This window comes from Caulobacter sp. GW821-FHT11E10 (assembly GCF_058808375.1).
The window spans coordinates 461,021-478,412 of sequence record NZ_JBXARP010000005.1 but is presented as its reverse complement, the minus strand read 5'-3'; the positions used below and the strand labels follow the sequence as shown (position 1 = coordinate 478,412).

10 protein-coding genes are annotated in these 17,392 nt (G+C 67.5%); 3 read left to right on the top strand and 7 right to left on the bottom strand.

Annotated features, from left to right (window positions below; genetic code table 11):
* Positions 1–263: 263 nt before the first annotated feature.
* From AC1RRV_RS13055 to kduI, 4 genes are all read right to left on the bottom strand, one after another.
* Positions 264–1,064: an IclR family transcriptional regulator gene (locus tag AC1RRV_RS13055; protein ID WP_492860077.1), complete on the bottom strand. Its 801-nt coding sequence runs from the start codon at positions 1,062–1,064 to the stop codon at positions 264–266.
* A gap of 98 nt (positions 1,065–1,162) precedes the next feature.
* Positions 1,163–2,416: a DUF2264 domain-containing protein gene (locus AC1RRV_RS13050; protein WP_492860076.1), complete on the bottom strand. Its 1,254-nt coding sequence runs from the start codon at positions 2,414–2,416 to the stop codon at positions 1,163–1,165.
* 8 nt (positions 2,417–2,424) lie between these two features.
* Positions 2,425–3,621: a glycoside hydrolase family 88/105 protein gene (locus tag AC1RRV_RS13045; protein WP_492860075.1), complete on the bottom strand. Its 1,197-nt coding sequence runs from the start codon at positions 3,619–3,621 to the stop codon at positions 2,425–2,427.
* A 73-nt stretch (positions 3,622–3,694) separates the two neighbouring features.
* On the bottom strand, positions 3,695–4,546 hold the full coding sequence (gene kduI, locus AC1RRV_RS13040; protein WP_492860074.1) for a 5-dehydro-4-deoxy-D-glucuronate isomerase: 852 nt from the start codon (positions 4,544–4,546) through the stop codon (positions 3,695–3,697).
* Between the two features lie 342 nt (positions 4,547–4,888).
* Between kduI and AC1RRV_RS13035 the strand changes: the two genes are divergently transcribed.
* On the top strand, positions 4,889–6,577 hold the full coding sequence (locus AC1RRV_RS13035; protein ID WP_492860073.1) for a GH39 family glycosyl hydrolase: 1,689 nt from the start codon (positions 4,889–4,891) through the stop codon (positions 6,575–6,577).
* A 21-nt stretch (positions 6,578–6,598) separates the two neighbouring features.
* Here the strand turns inward: AC1RRV_RS13035 and AC1RRV_RS13030 are convergent, their stop codons facing one another.
* The gene (locus tag AC1RRV_RS13030) at positions 6,599–8,074 is read right to left on the bottom strand and encodes an alpha/beta hydrolase (RefSeq protein ID WP_492860072.1); all 1,476 of its coding nucleotides are present in this window, start codon (positions 8,072–8,074) and stop codon (positions 6,599–6,601) included.
* A 111-nt stretch (positions 8,075–8,185) separates the two neighbouring features.
* On the opposite strand from AC1RRV_RS13030, the gene AC1RRV_RS13025 reads away from it, so the two are divergent.
* On the top strand, positions 8,186–9,634 hold the full coding sequence (locus tag AC1RRV_RS13025) for a LytTR family DNA-binding domain-containing protein (RefSeq protein ID WP_492860071.1): 1,449 nt from the start codon (positions 8,186–8,188) through the stop codon (positions 9,632–9,634).
* A gap of 55 nt (positions 9,635–9,689) precedes the next feature.
* Here the strand turns inward: AC1RRV_RS13025 and AC1RRV_RS13020 are convergent, their stop codons facing one another.
* Positions 9,690–10,838, bottom strand: coding sequence for a dipeptidase (locus AC1RRV_RS13020; protein WP_492860070.1), 1,149 nt, complete (start codon positions 10,836–10,838; stop codon positions 9,690–9,692).
* Between the two features lie 233 nt (positions 10,839–11,071).
* Here AC1RRV_RS13020 and AC1RRV_RS13015 point away from each other — a divergent pair, with 233 nt between their 5' ends.
* A complete protein-coding gene (locus AC1RRV_RS13015) occupies positions 11,072–14,023 on the top strand; it encodes a TonB-dependent receptor domain-containing protein (protein ID WP_492860069.1) in 2,952 nt (983 codons plus the stop codon).
* Positions 14,024–14,080: 57 nt separating this feature from the next.
* Here the strand turns inward: AC1RRV_RS13015 and AC1RRV_RS13010 are convergent, their stop codons facing one another.
* A complete protein-coding gene (locus AC1RRV_RS13010) occupies positions 14,081–17,350 on the bottom strand; it encodes a TonB-dependent receptor plug domain-containing protein (protein WP_492860068.1) in 3,270 nt (1,089 codons plus the stop codon).
* Between the last annotated feature and the right edge of the window lie 42 nt (positions 17,351–17,392).

Genomic DNA, 17,392 nt, shown 5'->3' with positions numbered 1-17,392 from the left:
GGTTTTGGACGGCTAGGCGGTTGAGGCCTGCATCATGGGTCTAGGCATGTTTCCTCACGGTCGAGCTTTTCGCTTCTGATCAAGGGCGTAACACATAGCGAAGCGCCGCAACATATATGGGAACATCATTTGTATGATTTTTCAGGTCAACCTGTGTTTCAGCGACCAATGTTGCGCGACAGCAACATGAAAATCGGAATTCTGGCGTGCGAAGACGCCGCCGCGGCGTGGCCACGGCGGTCCAAAAGCGGAGTCGACTCGCCTCAGCGGTAGCCGAACTCGGCGCTGATCTTCTGGGTGGTTTCCATGACGTAGGCCGCGACCGTCTCGATCCGGGCGTCATCCATGTACTGGGCGATCGAGGACACCGAGACAGCGGCGATGATCTTGCCGCCCATGTCGCGGATCGGCGCGGCGACGCAGCGGATGTGATCCTCGTTCTCGTCCATATCCAAGGCGTAGCCCAGGGCGCGGTACCGGGCCATGATTTCCAGCCACTGCCGAAGGTCGTAGCGATAGCGCGGGAAGACGGCGGCCTCGCGCAGGAAAACCTCGCGCAGGACATCCTCGCCTTCGTCCATCAGCAGCGCCTTGCCCAGGCCCGTATGCCTTAGGGGCTGCCGCTCGCCGATCACGCAACGCACCTCAATGCGCCGGGTCCCGGGGATCTTGTCGATATAGTGGACCTGGTCGCGATCGAAAACGCCCAGATTGACCGTGTCGCCGGTGTCGATCGACAGCTGGCGCAGGTGGTCGTGGCTGACGCGGGTCAGGGTGATCTGCTGGGAGGCGGCGTAGCCCAACTCCAGGAGTTTGGTCCCAAGCGCGTAGCCGTCTCTCGGCGAGAAGGACAGGAAGCCGGCTTCGACCAGGGTCGAGGCCAGGCGGTGGACCGTCGTCTTGTTCAGATCCAGCGACTTGGCCATCTTGCTGAGGGTCGTGTCGCCCTTGGCCACCCGGCTCAGCACTTCCAAACCCTTGAAGAGGGTCTGTGCGCCTGCGCTCGTCCGCGACGAGGAGGCCTCATCCCCGTCCGTCGAGGCGATGTCCTTCATATCAACCATTCACGCGGGCGCCCGGCGACATTGCCGCGAGCCGTACCGCATAGTGATACGATCCCGCCGGCAAAATGCAATGGCCGCCCAAAGCCCACCGTTCCGCTTCAGTAGTCCACGGCATAGTCTTTTTGGAACGGTTGCCCGGCGAAGGCGAGCTTCTGAGTCCACGGTTGCGACGCCGCCGTCCAGAAGCTGTCGGTCGCCGGCAGGCCCAGGGCCAGGAAGCCCTCAGTCGTGATGTACATGCTGCCGCTGTTCGAATACCAGTCGCCCAGCGCCGGGTTGTGTCCCGCGAAGCCGATGGTCAGGAAACCGTCCGCCGTGAAGTTGCTCTCGTGGCGGAAGATCGCCTTGTGGGCGGCGACCAGCGCCGAGCGAACCTGGCCTTCCGAAAGCTTGGTGGGCAGCTGCTTGCGCAGGGCCAGATGGGCCAGGGGCTGGAACGCCGCGGTGCGATAGGTCAGCGACCGACCGAACGGTGGGAAGGTCCCCTCCGGCGAGACGAACCGCTCAAGGTGCTCGCTGTAGCGCTGGGCCCGCTTGACCGCCAATTCGCGCCACTTGGTCAGATCGTCCTTCCAGAACGGCGCCTTCTTGGCCTCCATGATCTCCAGGACCTGGATCAGCATCGGGTGGATCACGAACGAATTGTAGTAGTCGAAGTGGAACGTCGCGCCGTCCTTGACCCAGCCGTCGCCGATGTACCAATCGTTCATCGCGCGCACGGCGTTGTTGAGGCGCATCGGATCGGCCTCCTCGCCGATCTGCAGTAGGAACGCCTCGTTCATGGCCGCGAACAGCAGCCAGTTGGTGATCGGCGGATTGACCCGGCGCAGGCCCTTGATCTCCTCGACGATGCGCTTCTTGGTCGTCGCGTCCAGTGGGTCCCACAGGGCCTTGGGCGCGCGCAGCAGGGCCTGGGTGAAATAGGCGGAGTCGACCAAGGCCTGGCCGTGGCCGCGCCACAGCAAGTAGTCGGGGCTCTTCGGATCCACTGAGTGAACGTAAGCCTGCAGCGCCTGTTCGGTCAGGCGCTTGCGAACCTTGCCCTCGGCGGTGTCGTCGTCGGGCAGACCCAGCCAGGGCGACAACCCCGAGATCATGCGGCCGAAGCACTCCAGATAGGCCACGCCCGCTTCGCGCCCGTCCCAGCTGGGGCTGAGCTCCAGGGCGAAGGTTTTCTTCAGCTGACCTTTCGACATCGCCGACAGAACCGGGCTGGCGATCTTCTCCAGCAGGCCGGCCATGTAGGCGCGGTCGTCGAGCGGAGCCGCGGCCGGCTTGGCGGCGTTGGCCGCTCCGGCGCCCAGGGACGCGGCGCCGACGAGGGCCACCTTCATGAAATCGCGCTTGTGCATGGTCGCCCCTATCGAGCCGGCTTGAGATCGAGATCCGCCATCGCGGTCGCCGCCAGCAGGAAGGCGCCGACGCCGTAGAACTGCGTATCGTCGTAGCTGACGCTCTCCGGACGATCGGAGACCGGCTGCACGTAGCCGAACTTGCCGTCCGGATGCACCGCGCGGGTCAGGGCCACCCAGCCCTTGCGCGCGACAGGCTCGTAGGCGCTCCGCTCAAGCAATCCGGTCTTCAGCCCCCAGGCCATGCCGTAGGTGAAGAAGGCCGTTCCGCTGGATTCCGGGACGGACTTGGTCGGATCGGACAACAACGACGGCGACCAGTAACCGTCGGGCTTCTGGATGGCCTTCAGCTTGCCGGCCATCTCCTTGAAGACGGCCTCCATCCGCGCACGGTCAGGATCGCCGGGCGGCAACAGCGGGATCATGCGCGCCAGGCCGGCGAACACCCAACCGTCGCCGCGGCTCCAGAACACCTTCTCGCCGTTCGGGCCGCGACGGGGGAAGAACCGGGAGTCGCGGTAGTAGAGGTGTTCGTCCTTGTCGTAGAGGAAGTCGGTTACGGCCGCGAACTCCTTCCTCGCATAGGCCGCGTAGCGTGGATCGCCCGTGACGGCGCTCAGCTCGAACCAGGTGGCCGGCGCCATGAACAGGGCGTCGCTCCAGCACCAGCGCTGGTCGCAATCGACGCCGCGCGGATCGGTATATTCGGCGTGCTCCAGCCCGACCTTCGGCGGATGGGCCAGGATGGCGTCAAACCGCTGGCGCAGCGGCCCGATCGCCGCGTCGCCAGCGCCGTGCCGCGAGGCCCAGAGATAGGCTTGGCCGATCACGTGGTCGTCGGCGTGGTAGAAACGCTTGCCCAGTTCCCACTGGTTGGCCAGGCCTCGCGCCAGGATCGCCTGGCGATAGGCCGAATTGTCGGATCGGTCGGCGAGGTCACGCAGCCCGACGAACAGGGCGCCCTGCACCCAGCCCTTCGCGTCGGCCGTGTCTCGCGAGGTGTTCGGCGGAATATAGCCCGCCGCCATGGTGGCCAACTGGTAGTCGGCGACCTTCTCGGCCAACCGCAACACCTCGGCGCGGCCATACGGAACAACCGCCGCCTGGGCGGGCGCGGGCTGCGCGTGGGCGACAGTCACGGCCAGCGGCGCGAACGTCGCCAGCGACGCCGCGATCCCGACCGCCGCGCGGAAAACCAACCTCATCACTTCCTCCCTCAAGGCCGGGTTCGCCCGCGCCTTCTATTCTTGGTTCGCCCCTTCTCGGGGGCTTCGCCCCTCACTGCAGCTGGCAGATGTCGAGCACATTCATGTCGTCATAGTCGAGGTTCTCGCCGCCCATCGCCCAGATGAAAGCGTAGCTGCCGGTGCCGACGCCACTATGGACCGACCAGGGCGGGCAGATCACCGCCTGCTCATTGCCGACCACGAGATGGCGCGTCGCGTCGGGCTCACCCATGAAGTGCAGCGCCCGCGCGTCGTCCTCGAACCGGAAATAGAAATAGGCCTCCGACCGACGATCGTGCAGATGCGGCGGCATGGTGTTCCAGACACTGCCCGGCTGCAGGATGGTCAGGCCGAGCAACAGCTGGGCCGAAGCGCAAACGCCAGGCACCACCAGCTGATAGATGATCCGATGGTTGGCGGTCTCGCGTGCTCCGCGTTCCAGGGGAATGGCCGCCGCCGTCGACAGCGCCTTGGTTTCGAAGGCGGCGTGGGCGGGTGTCGAGGCCAGGTAGAACCGGGCCGGGCGCGCCACGTCGAGGCTCTCGAACCGGACATCGACGGCGCCGCGCGTGATGTACAGGGCGTCGAGCGCCTCCAGGACGAAGACCTGACCGTCCACCACGACACGGCCCGGGCCCTGGCCGACATTGACCACGCCCATCTCCCGGTTCGCCAGGAACGGCTGGCCGGCTTGCGACGGGGGTTCAGCGTGGACTGGCAGGGCGATCGCCACATCAAGCGGCGCGGCCCCGCCGATCACCAGGCGCTCCTGATGCAGATAGTTGAGCTTGACGGCCCCGGCGACGAACAGGCCCTCGATCAGGTACCGATCGCGAAGATCCTGATTGCTGGCTCCGTCCATCATCGTCGGATGGGTGGCGTAGAAAACCTTGTCGTATGTCAAAGCCTGGGACCTTGGCCTCGTTCTAGCGCCCGCCAGCGTGGCGGGCCGGCGGCGGTGATAACATCGATCATGGCCCCCTCCGCGTCGCCAATCTTGTCGCATTTATCTGACAAATAGATTTCTGAAACGCAAGTCCGGAAATCGGAACAAGTCATTCCAGAGACTCGAACTTCGCACTCTGGCGTTTCGATTGACAGTGTCCAGCACGACCATTCGGAACGGGCGGTCGCCGAAGCGCGCAGCGACCTCCTTATTATCATACAATTGCATCGCGCTCTGCAAATCCGTGCTAGGCATACCCAAAGACGCTGAAAAGGCGTCAGGCGGTGGGGAGATGAGCCTATGCGGAACGGTGTCGGTCTCGGCTTACTTGCCGCCTTGTCGGTGGGATCGCCGGTCTTCGCCCAGGCGCCCGCCCCCCTGCCTGTCTCGATCACGGTCGACGCCGCCAAGCCTCTCGGCGAGCTGCGGCCGATCTGGCGGTTCTTCGGGGCCGACGAGCCGAACTACGCGACCATGAAGGACGGCCGCAAGCTGCTGGGCCATCTGGGAGCGCTCAAGCCCAAGGCCGTCTATTTCCGCACCCACAACCTGCTGAACACCGGCGACGGGACTCCCGCCCTGAAGTGGGGCAGCACCAACGTCTATACCGAGGACGTCAACGGTCGCCCGATCTACGACTGGACGATCCTGGATCGACTGTTCGACACCTACCTGGCCAACGGGGTCAGGCCGTACGTCCAGATCGGCTTCATGCCCCAGGCGCTCTCGACCCATCCCGAGCCTTACCAGCACGCCTGGCGGCCGGGCTTCGACTACAATCTGATCAGCGGCGGCTGGGGCTATCCGCCCAAGGACTACGACAAGTGGGCGGAGCTGGCCTACCAGTGGACGCGCCACTGCGTCGAACGCTACGGCCGGGCCGAAGTCGAGACCTGGTACTTCGAGGTCTGGAACGAACCCAACGGCCCCGCTTACTGGAAGGGCACGCCCCAGGAGTTTCACAAGCTGCATGACTACGCCGTCGCCGGGGTTCGGCGGGCCCTGCCCACGGCCCGGGTCGGCGGTCCGGACGTCGCCGGCAGCGGCGGCCAGTTCATGGAGGACTTCCTCACCCACGTGAGCGAAGGGACCAACTACGCCACCGGGCAGCGGGGCACGCCGACCGATTTCCTGGCGTTCCACGCCAAGGGCTCGCCGCGCTTCGTCGACGGCCATGTCCAGATGGGGATCGCCACGCAACTGGCCGGCATCAACAAAGGCTTCGCGATGATCGCCGCGCGGCCGGCCTTGAAGAACAAGCCGATCGTGATCGGCGAGTCCGACCCCGAGGGCTGCGCCGCCTGCCAGGGCCCCAGCTTCGGTTATCGCAACGGGACCGTCTATTCCAGCTATACGGCCGCGAGCTTCGCGCGAAAGCACGACCTCGCGGCCCGGCACGGGATCACCCTGGACGGCGCCCTGACCTGGGCCTTCGAGTTCGAGGATCAGCCCTATTTCGCGGGCTTCCGCCAGTTGTCCAGCAATGGCCTCGACCTGGCGGTGGTCAATGTGTTCCGCATGTTCAGCCTGATGGGTCCCGAACGCGTAGAGGCGGTCAGCTCAGGCCAGATCCCGCTCGACGAAATCCTGGCCAAAGGGGTGCGCGGGCGGCCCGACGTCGGCGCCCTGGCCAGCGTGGGCGCCGACCGCGTGGCGATCATGGTCTGGAACTATCATGACGACGACGCGCCCGGCCCGACCGCCGAGATCCGCCTGGACCTCAAGAACCTGCCTCGCGCGTTCAACGACGCCAAGTTGACCCACTACCGGGTCGACGACGAGCACGGCAACGTCTACGGCGCGTGGCGGCGCATGGGCTCGCCGATGGCGCCCAGCAAGGCCCAGTACGACGCCCTGGAGCAGGCGAGCGCTCTGGCCGTCATCGACGCGGCGCCGCCGGAGCGCTCCAAGACCGGCCAGACCCTGACCTTCCAACTGCCACGACAGGGCGTATCCCTATTGGTGCTGGAGAAGGCCAAGCCGCGGTAGCGCCCCTCGCCGCCGCCCCGATCAGCTCACTTGGAACTTCGGCGGCGGCAGGCTCAGCCGCGTGTCGGCCACGGGCTCACCGCGGAAGAACCGGACCAATAGGGCCTGCACGTCGGGGTGGGCTTCGAAGACGTTGTGACCGGCGTTCTCGACGATCACCCGGGATTTACGCCGGAACTGGGTCGCCACCTCGTCCTGCTCGGTCAGCGGCGTGCGGCCGTCCAGCGAACCGGCGACCAGCAGGGCGGGATGGTCGATGCGGATCGGCGCCCGGAAGTCTTCGCCCAGATCGGCGCCCGGAACCGCGTTCAGCAGCTGCGGCATCGGGAAGTTCAGCGCCTCGCCCAGGACGGCGGTCCGCGCCTCGCGCCGGACCATGGCCAGCCGGCGCGGCGAAATCCCGGACGCCAGATCCGTGGCTTCGGGCATGCCGGTTATGCCGAGCCAGTCGGCGACGTCGCCCAGGAACGGCGCCAACATGTCGGTCCGTCCGGCCTCAAGGCCGAGGTACAGGCCCGGCAGCATGGCAAGGGTGTTGGGATTGGCGATCAATCCGCCTGCCAGCATCTGGACACCGAAGCCGCCCATCCTGATCTCACCCGGCTCGCCCCTCAGCGTGACCTTGGTCACGGCCGGCCGCGCCTCCAGCCTGGCATGCACGCGGCGCATCAGAGCCGGCAGGTCCGGCACGGCCGCGCGGGCGGCCGGGTCCACGGCCAGCAAGGTGTCCACGTGGCGCAAGAGGGCGTCGATCGCCGCCGGCCGCTTTACGGTCTGATCCTGGCCCTCCAAGCTGGCCAGAGCCACGCGATTCACGTTGGCGCCGTGCCGTTTGAGCATGCTGAGCGCCAAGTGCGTCCCATAGCTGATGCCCCAGAGGTCGACCTTTTCGGCGCCCAAGTGGCGTCGCAGGTCGTCGATGTCGTCGGCGTTCTGCTCGGTGTTGTAACCCGCCATGGCGACGCCGGCCTGGGTCCAGTCGATCCAGGCGCTTTGGAATTCCGCCCGGAAATGGGACGTCAGCCCAGCCTCCGTGAACTCCGGCGGCGGGCGGGTGAAGGCCGGCCGCTCCGGGATGCCGTTGGACAGCCCGGTGCCTCGCTGGTCGAAGGCGATGACGTCGGCCACTTCGCGCAAGGCCATGAAGATCGGAAAGCGGGGTCCGCCCGCGGCCCGCGTCGCCATGCCGCCGGGTCCGCCGGCCAGATAGACAATCGGTGGCCCTGGCCTGGCCGCCGTCGAGGCGAACCGGACATAGCTCAACCGGATCTTCCGCGAACTGGGATCGCGACGGTTCTCGGGGACTTCAAAAAAGCCGCGCTCGGCGTCGGTCTCCTGGCCTTGCATGCCCTTGAAGCGGAAGGGGCCGGCCTGCGACGAAGATGTCGTGGGCGCCGGGGCCTGGGTCGAAGCGGGGGTCCGGGCGAACGCCAGGGCTGGAAGAGCGAGGCCGGCGGCGGCGAGCAGGGCGCGGCGGTGGAGCGATGCATGGGTCATGCCGACAGCTGAGCCATCCACGGCGCGGGCCGCCACGCCGCTTCGGCCAACGGCGTCCAGCCATCGGCGAATGGCGGCGCATCTCGGCCAGTGGCGCCCTATAGACGGGCCATGTGGCGAATCCTGCTCCTCACCGTCCTCCTGACGGGCTTTTCGACCCTGGCCCGGGGCCAGGACATGTCATGGCAAGCCTGTCGTGGCGCCGTCGGCGCGGCCGGACCGGTGCTGAGCGACTGCCGCCCGATCCAGGATTTCGTCGATCCCCAAGGCCGGGAGCTCTGGATCCGCTCCACGATCGACGCTCCAAATAGCGCTTTAGGCGACACGCGGCCGCGCGCTCTCTATGTGGCGGGCGTCGCCTCGTCCGAGGCTTGGCTCAACGGCCAGCGCCTGGGCGACAACGGCCGTCCCGGCGCCACGGCGCGAGAAGAGGTTCCCGGGCGCTACCAGGCGATCTTTCCGATCCGTGAGACCACCTGGCGGCGCGGCGAGAACACCTTGGTGCTGCACCTGTCGTCCTTCCACGGCGGCCTGCGTTTCGATCGGCCGATGGGCGCGATTGCCGTCCTGTCCTATCCCTATCCACAGCGCCCCGCCCTGCTCGCCCTCACCCTGCTGGCGGCCGGCGCCCTGCTGGCGGCCGCGTTCGGTTTCGGCGTCATCCACGCCATGCGCCGCACGGGGTCCAGTCTGGTGCTGGCCGCCATGGCCGCGGTCGCGGCCGTGCAGGCCATTGTCGAGAGCCTGCGGACGCTGTTCGACTACAGCTATCCGCTGCATGCCTGGCGGATGAGCGCCATTTGGGTGCTGGCGGCCACCTTCGCGGTGCTCCTGGCGGCCTATGTCGCAACGCGGTTCCTGCCCAAGGCGCGCGGCCTGATGATCGGACTGGCCCTGGGTGTGGTCGGCGCCACGGCCCTGCTGCCGGGCTTCGACGTCAAGACAGTCTGGGCGCTGATCCTGGGGGTGGCGCTCGCCGCCCTGCCGGCCGCGGCGGGCGTGCGCCGAGGCGCGCCTGGCGCGCGCCTGACCCTGGCCTATCTGGCGCTGTTCCTCGCCCTGGCCCTCGGGTTCCCCGAATGGCTGGCCGACCTGTCCTACTTCCTGCTGGCCGCCGCCCTGGTGCTGCCGCTGCTTGTCGTCGAGGTTGTGCGACTGGGCCGCGACGACCGTGGCCGCGAGGCCGCCCTGACCCGCGCCGCCAGCCGCCCCGACCGCCTGACCGTGGCCTCGGCGCGGGGCGTCGAGCTGGCGCCCATCGCCGAAATCCTGGCCGTGGTCGGGGCCGATGACTATGTCGAACTTCGGATGGTAGGTGGCCGTAGTCTCCTCCACGCCGCTCGTCTGGACGGTCTGACGGCCCAGTTGCCGACGAACTTTCTCCGAATCCACAGGTCGGTGATCGCCAACCTGGACCACGTGCAGCGGCTGGAGCGCGAGGGCGACCGCTGGCGGCTGCACCTGAGCGAGGGCCCGCCCCTACCCGTCAGCCGATCCCGCCAGCCCGCCCTTCGCGAGGCCCTGGACGTTCCTCCCTCGGCGGGGACGGCTTCGACTTAGCGCGCCAAGCCTGCGGATATTGGGGCGTAGCCAGAAAGCCGACACCCGACCCAGTTTATGCGCCCCAGATTTCTCCGGCGTATCTCAGGAAGTTCAACCCCAGGATCTTCTCGATCCGGCGGGGCGGATGGCCGCGTTCGGCGAGCTTGCGCGCCAGGATGCGGAACTGGTCGGGGCCGAACATGTCTATGGCGAAAATGTAGGAGTCGGGTCGCTCGCCCGGCGCCGAAACGCCCTGGGCGCGGCGGCGGTTGATCTGCGCGGCGAAGGCCGCCTTCCAGCGCTCGAGATCGTCGATGCCGGTGACGCCGCCGTCGGTGCCGATGCCGACCGCGTCCTCGCCGCAGATCTTGATGGCGTGCTCGATGTGGCGGCAGACGTCCTCGCTGGTGACCTGGCGATCGGCGAGGAATGGCATGAAGTAGATGCCGACATAGCCGCCCCTCTCCGCGACCAGCCGCAGCTCCTCGTCGGTCTTGTTGCGCGGCACGTCGTTGAGCGCGCGACAGCCCGTATGGGTGACGCAGATCGGCCTCTTGGCGTGGCGCGCGGCGTCCAGACAAGTGCGCTCGCCGCTGTGCGACAGGTCGACGATCACGCGCTTGGCGTTCAAGCGATCGATCACCTCGCGCCCGAAGGCGGTCAGCGGGATTTCGCCCGAGACCACCGCGCCACCGCCCAGTTGGTTCTGCGGATTATAGGTCAGCTGGATCACGCGCACGCCCATGTCGGCGAACAGGTCCACGCGGTCGGCCCGGTCGCCCATCATCGCCGCGTTCTGGAAACCGTAGATGACCCCGACCTTCTTCTCGGCCTTGGCGCGGCGGATGTCGGCCGTGGTCAGGACCTTCAGCAGCCGATCCGAATGGTCGCGGATCACGCCGTCGAAACGAACCACGTCGCGGACGGTGGTCTCGAATGGATCCGACTTGCCGCTGACATAGCCCAGCGTCCAGTTCGTCGCCGTTAGTCCCGAGGCTGCGGCATCGTCCAGCACCCGGCGGCTAAGCGGCGCGTCGGCGTCGAGGTCGCTGGTGTTGGGGTCTTCCAGACCGCCCAGGCTGTTGATGACGATCAAGTCGCGGAGAGGGTCCCTGCCCTTGAACCTCGGCGCCTGGGCGGCGGCGCGACCGGGGGCGCCGAGCAGGCCGGGCGCGGCCACGGCCGCGGCGGCGAGGGTCGTCAGATTCCGACGGGTCAGCATCGCGGTCTCCCAGCATGGCGGCGGCGAGACGCCCGCCCTTCGAGGGTTCTACGCGCGACGACGGCGAACCCGAGCTTGGCCGCCTGAGCACTGCGTCCAGCCGCACCCCGCGGGCGCCATTCGTGACGATCGCAATCTTATCGTCATCGATAGCGCCGGTATTTCTCGTTGTCGTGCGTAGCACCCTAGGTACGGCGGGATGAGCCTCGTCGTCATAGCAGGGGGTTCAGAACATGCACGGTAGGACAATGGCCGGCCTTTGGGGGTCGACCGCGGTCGCGGCGGTCCTCGCCATCGGCGGCAGCGCTCAGGCGCAAACCAGCACCACGGCGGACAAGAGCACGGTCTCCGAAGTCGTCGTCACGGGCTCGCGCATTCCGCGCAGCGACACCTCGACGGCCACGCCGGTGACGGTGCTGACGGCCGAGAACATCGACGAGCGCGGCGTCGTCAACCTGGGCGAACTGCTGAACCAGGTGACGTCCAACGTCCCGGTCCTGCCGATCTCGGCCACCCAGGGCTTCCCGGGCGGCGACGGCAAGCAGTCCCCTAACCTGTTCAACCTCGGCGCGGGCCGGACCCTGACGCTGGTCAATGGTCGCCGCATGGTGGCCACCTCGTCGGGCCTGGGCGACCGCGTGGTCGACGCCGGCATCATCCCCAGCGGCCTGATCCAGCGTGTCGACATCGTCCAAGGCGGCGGCGCGGCCGTGTACGGCTCGGACGCCATCGCCGGGGTCGTGAACTACATCCTCAAGACCGATTTCGAGGGCCTGGTCCTCGACGCCCAGTACGGCGAGAGCACGCGCGGCGACTATCCCAAGCGCTCGCTGCGGGCGACCTGGGGCAAGAACTTCCTCGACGGTCGCGCCAACCTCGCGGTCGACCTGTCGTGGACCAAGACCGACTCCCTGCTGGAAAGCGCCCGCCCGCGCACGGCCTCGGGCATTCGCAGCGTGACCAACACGGCCAACACCTCGACCAGCGACGGGCTTCCGCCGACGGTCTACGTCTTCAACGGACGTCTCTGGCAATACAACCGCTACGGCGTCATCTGGGCGACGCCGAACGGCCAGTCGGCCGGCCTCCTGCGCGCGAACGGTTCGGCGCTGCAGTTCTCTCCGGATGGCCAGAGCGTGGTCGCCTACGACACCGGCGCCATCCAGGCCGGCGGCAGCACCGCTGTCGGTGGCCAAGGCCTGGACACCCGCGACCTCTCGACCCTGGCCGCGGGCCTCGAGCGCTATAACCTCAGCGCCATCGGTCGCTTTGACATCACCCCGCACGTCAAGGCGTCAGGCGAATTCCTCTATTCCCACCACGAATCCAACGACCCCTACGGCACCCAGCAGGTCTTCCGCACGATCGGCAACAGCGGCGCCTCCGGTCCGATCAGCTTCAACAACACCAACCCGTTCCTGACCCCCGCGATGATCGCCACGCTCAGCGCGGCCAGCCCGACCTTCGCGGCCGGCGGCAACCTGAGCATGACCCGGTTCATGGACATCCTGCCGAGCCGCAACCGCGGCACGGAAACGGACGTCTATCGCGTGTCCGGCGCGCTGGACGGCGATTTCAGCGCCTTGAACCGGGACTTCACCTGGAGCCTTTCGGGCAGCCGCGCCGTCAGCGACTATGAGGTCCGGACCTGGGCACCCTATCTGAGCCACATGCTGAACGCGCAGTCCGCGGTGAAGAACGGCGCCGGCCAGATCGTCTGCGCGATCAACGCCGACGCGATCACCACCAACGACGACGCCGCCTGCGCGCCGCTCAATCCGTTCGGCCAGGGCAACGAGTCCGCCGCCGCGCGGGCCTACGTCACGGCGTTGACCGGTCAGCACTACCACAACATCCAGGACGACTTCCTGGCGGTCGTGGGCGGCGATCTGATCAAGCTGCCCGCCGGCCCCGCCAAGTTCAGCGCCGCCTACGAGCACCGCGAGGAGAAGACCGAGTTCCGGCCGTTCGACGCGGACCTGCGTGGCATCACCACCACCGGCTCGCCGGCGATCGCCCGCGACGCTGGCTACAAGACCAACGAATATTCGGGCGAACTGCTGCTGCCGATCGTCGGCGGCGACTTCACCCTGCCGCTGGTCAAGACGCTCGAGGCCAATGGCTCGTATCGCTATGTAAAGCACTCGATCGCCGGCACGCAGAAGGTCTGGGGCTATGGCGGCCGTTGGGACACCGGTCTCGGCTTCTCGCTGCGCGCTTCCAAGAGCCGTAACTTCCGCGCCCCGTCGCTGGACCAGCTGTTCGCCCCAACCTCCACCGCATCGGGTCAGCCGCTGGGTTCGGACCCCTGCGACGCCGACCGGATCAATGCCGGCCCCTACCCCGCCACCCGCCTGGCCAACTGCCAGAAGGAGTTCGCCGCCAATCCGCAATGGGGTCCGCTGGCCGGCTTCCAGGATCCGGCGGAAAACACCGGCATCGTCTCGGTCACCAGCGGCGGCAACCCCAACCTGAAGAACGAGATCTCCAACACCAAGACCTGGGGCTTCGTCTTCCAGCCGGACTACATCAAGGGTCTGACGATCACCGTCGATCGCGTGGAAGTGGCGCTGACCGACGGCCTGGTCTCGTTCAGCCCGGCGACCTTCGCGGCCAACTGCTATGACCTCAGCGACGCCGCCGCCTGCGCCACCTTCAGCCGAAACGCGCAGGGCTATCTGACCACGGCCAAGTCGATGGCCTTCAACGCCGGCCTGATCACCTGGAACGGCGACATCTGGAACGTGAACTACCGGTTCCCGCTTGGCGGCCCGTGGGACAAGAACCTGGGTCAGATGGAGCTGGGCGTCGAGGTCACCCACACCACCAAGTACGACGTCTCGACCAACGGCACGACGCACTCGCGCTCGGACGGCACCACCTCGGTTCCGGACATCCGCGCCCGCTTCGACGTCCGCTGGAGCAAGGGCCCGATGCGCCTGTTCTACTCGGCCTACTACATGCCGGAAGTGAAGAGCAGCTACACCGACACCATCGAGACCACGCCGGTCCCGCTCATCGCGTCGAACACGGTCCACAACATCTCGGGCCAATACAACTGGCGGAACTACACGCTGCGCGCCGGCGTGAACAACTTCACCGACCAAGGCCCGTCGTTCCCGACGCGGACCTATGGCGACATCATGGGCCGGCAGTTCTACGTCGGCCTGCGCGCCAAGTACTAGGCGCGCGCCACCTACGACGCCGGGCCTAACCAGCCCGGCGTTTTCTTTTGGAGATCCTTAGAAGCGCGCCCGCAGGCCGAGGAACCAGCGCCGGCCGATGATGTCGCCATAGCTGCGGTTCGGGAAGCTGGGCTCCTCGTCGGTCAGGTTGCTCACCCCGCCCCGCACGCTCAGCCGCCCAAAGTCGTAGGCCGCCGAGACCGAGTGCTGGATATTGGCGGCGATGACCGGATACTGCGTGGTCTCGATGGTGTCGTTGTAGGCGCTCTTGCTGCGCGGCAGCCAATAGGTCGACCAGGTCAGCCTTAGCGGCCCCCGCGAGTAGCGGGCGTCCAGGCGCGTCCGCCAGGACGGCGCCGAGATCGTGCCCTCGGCATGCGAACGATCCTGTCCGGTCACCGAGGTCAGATAGCGGCTGGTGTGGGTCGCCTCGGCCGCCAGCTCCAGCGAGCCCAGATCGCGGTCCAGCAGCGCGCCGAGCGGGAAGCGATAGCTGATGCTGTAGACCTCGCCCCGATACTGCACGATCCCGGCGTTGAAGGTGGTCTGCCGCGCGGTGACCACCGTGCCGGACGCGTCGCGCGTGAAGGTCTGGCACGCGGCCTGCGGCTGCGGGCTGTTGTCATAGCAGGTCGCCAGGAAGCTGGCCGGCGTGAAGCTGGAAAGACCATTGCGCAGGTTGATCTCGATCCGGTCCACCGACGCGGTCAGGCCGGCGACATAGCTGGGCTGGAACACCGCGCCCCAGGTCACGGTGTGCGAGGTCTCGTTTCGCAGATCGGGATTGCCGCTGGTGGTGACCGCCGTGATCGAGGTGTTTTCGGCGGGATCCTGGAAGGTGGTCAGCGGCCCATAACTGGGATGGGCGGCGAACTCGCGCTGGCAGTTGGCTAGCCGTATGGCCGGGTTGGGACCGGAATTGATCCGGTCGGCGTCGCAAGGGTCCGCGCCGACAAAGGTGATGCCCACGGTGGTCGGCGCGAACTGCTGGTCCAGGGTCGGGGCGCGGAAATTGCGACTGCGCGAGGCGCGCAGGCCCAGGCCGAAGGTCGTCCGCAGCCGCGCGCCCGCGCCCCACACCGCCTCACGCCCCGCGCGGCTGTCCTTGACGATTCGATACGAGCCGGTGAGTTCGAGCCGCTCGACGCCGCGCGGCGCGAACTGGCCGCCCAGGATGGGGACCAGCAGCTCTCCGGAATACTCGTTGGTGTGATACTGGCCCGTCTCCGGCAAGGCCTTCACGCCCGAGAACAGCAGGCCCGCCTGGTCGGCGGCGAACGGCGTGAAGCGCGCCGACTCTCGCCGATGTTCATACGCGACGCTGAACTGCGCGATGCCTCCAGGCAGCTTGGTCAGGTCTCCGCCCAGCGAGACCAGCAAGTCATCGTGGACATTGACGTAGTCCGCGCCCGAACGCGCCGACACATAGGCTCGCGCCGCCTCGGAAGCCTGGGCCTCACCGAACGGATTGAGCGGCGCGCAGGCCGGATCGTCGTTCGAGGCGACCGCGTCGGCGTTGATGGCGCAGACGATGCGGCCCGAGCCGTCGCGTACGGCGTTCAGCGCATCGTTGAGATGCCGGGTATAGGGCGCCCACACCGACTGCGTGCCTTCGGTGCGGCTGCGGCTCAGCGCGGCGCTCCAGTAGAAGCGCCGGTCCGCGACCGTGAAGTCGCCGTCCAACGAGACCAAGGCCCGACCGCTAAGCGCCTGGTTGCGCCGCTCGCGGCTGGGCAGGACGTCGAGGAACTTCGACAGGTACAGCGGTCCGCCGCCCGCGAAACCAGGACTGGCCGCCGATAGGGTGGCGACCTGGCTCGGAGTCAGGAACGGGTTATCATGCGTGAAGGCGATCGGCCCTTGGCCGGAGGCGATGGAGCCAGAGACGACCCGCACGATGCTCTGAGTGCCGTACGGCTCGACCGTACGGCCATCGCCCAGGATCAGCTCCGCCGACAGCCGCACATCAGGCGACAGGTCGTAGTGGCCAACCATCGCGGCCGTGCGTCGCTCGACCTGAGCGGCCAGGGACGAGAGCAGGCGGCTATCCAGCCCCTGCCCGCCGACCGCGGTGCTGCCCGCGCCCTGGATCGCGCCGGTGTCGTACGGGATCAGGCTCTGGCCATCCGCGCTGAGCTGCGCTGGCCCGCCGTTGAGGCTAAGCAGGTTCGTCGTGCTCGCTGTCCCCGCCGTGAACAGCACGCCGTTGCGGTTGTAGTACCAGAGCCGGGTATTCGGGACGGCGACAGTCGGCGGCTGCCCGTCGGTGGGTCCGGCGTTCAGGGGGTTGGTGACGAAGCGGCGCGCCTGAGCGGTGAAGGGGCGATCGAACTCTCGCAGCATGCCGGTCCGCGACCATTCCAGGTCGATGGCGATATTGCCCCGGTCGCTGGCCAGGTTGCGGCCGCCGGTGAAGCGCAAGGCGGTTTGCGGATAGTCGCCGCGCGTGCTCTGGCCGTACTGGGCGCTGAACTCCGCGCCCTCGAAATCGGTCTTCAGCACGTAGTTGACCACACCGGCGATGGCCTCGGATCCATAGACCGCCGCGCCGCCGGCCTGGACGATCTCGACGCGCTGCACCAGGCCCGCTGGGATCAAATTGGCGTCGACCGCCCGGTCGCCAAGGCCGGAGCTGGAGGTCACCATCCGCCGGCCGTTGACCAGGGTCAGCGTCCGCCCCGGTCCCAGGTTGAACAGATTGGGCGGTTGCCGCCCTCCCGTCAGGACCGGCAACCCCTGGGTGGTGGCGATCGGCAGGGACGGCGCGTTGGACGTCGCCTGGTTCAGCAGGTCGCCGAACTGCGTGAAGCCTCTGTCGCTCAGATCCTCCGGGCCGGCCATGATCACCGGCGCGACCGTCTCGGGATCGGTGCGCCGGATCCGCGACCCGGTGACGACCAGTTGCGACACCGCCGCCCCATCATCCTCGACCTTGGGCGGCGCGACGGCCGCGGCGGCGGTCTCGACCGGCGGTGGCGCGAGCGACACCACCAGCACGCCAGCGCCTGTACGGCTGACGGTGAGACCGTTTCCGGCGATCAATCGGCGCAGCGCATCCTCGACGCCCAACGCCCCTCGCAACGGACGGCTCAACTTTCCGCGCACGGCCGGCTCGGAAAAGATGATGGGCTGATTGGCCCTCTGACCGAAGGCGCGCAACGCGCTGCCCAGGGTCTGGGCCGGCAGATCGAACCGGACCACGGCCTCCTGGGCCTTGGCGTCCTGCGGAGCCGACGCGGCCAGCAAGGCGGCCACGGCGGCGGCCGTCGTGAAGCGGAGCCGCCTGGAACCGGGGATGAAGGCGGTCTTTTCAGGGGACGAACTCATCGTCCCATTCTCGGCGACGACGCGCGCGAGCGTTGTCAAAGC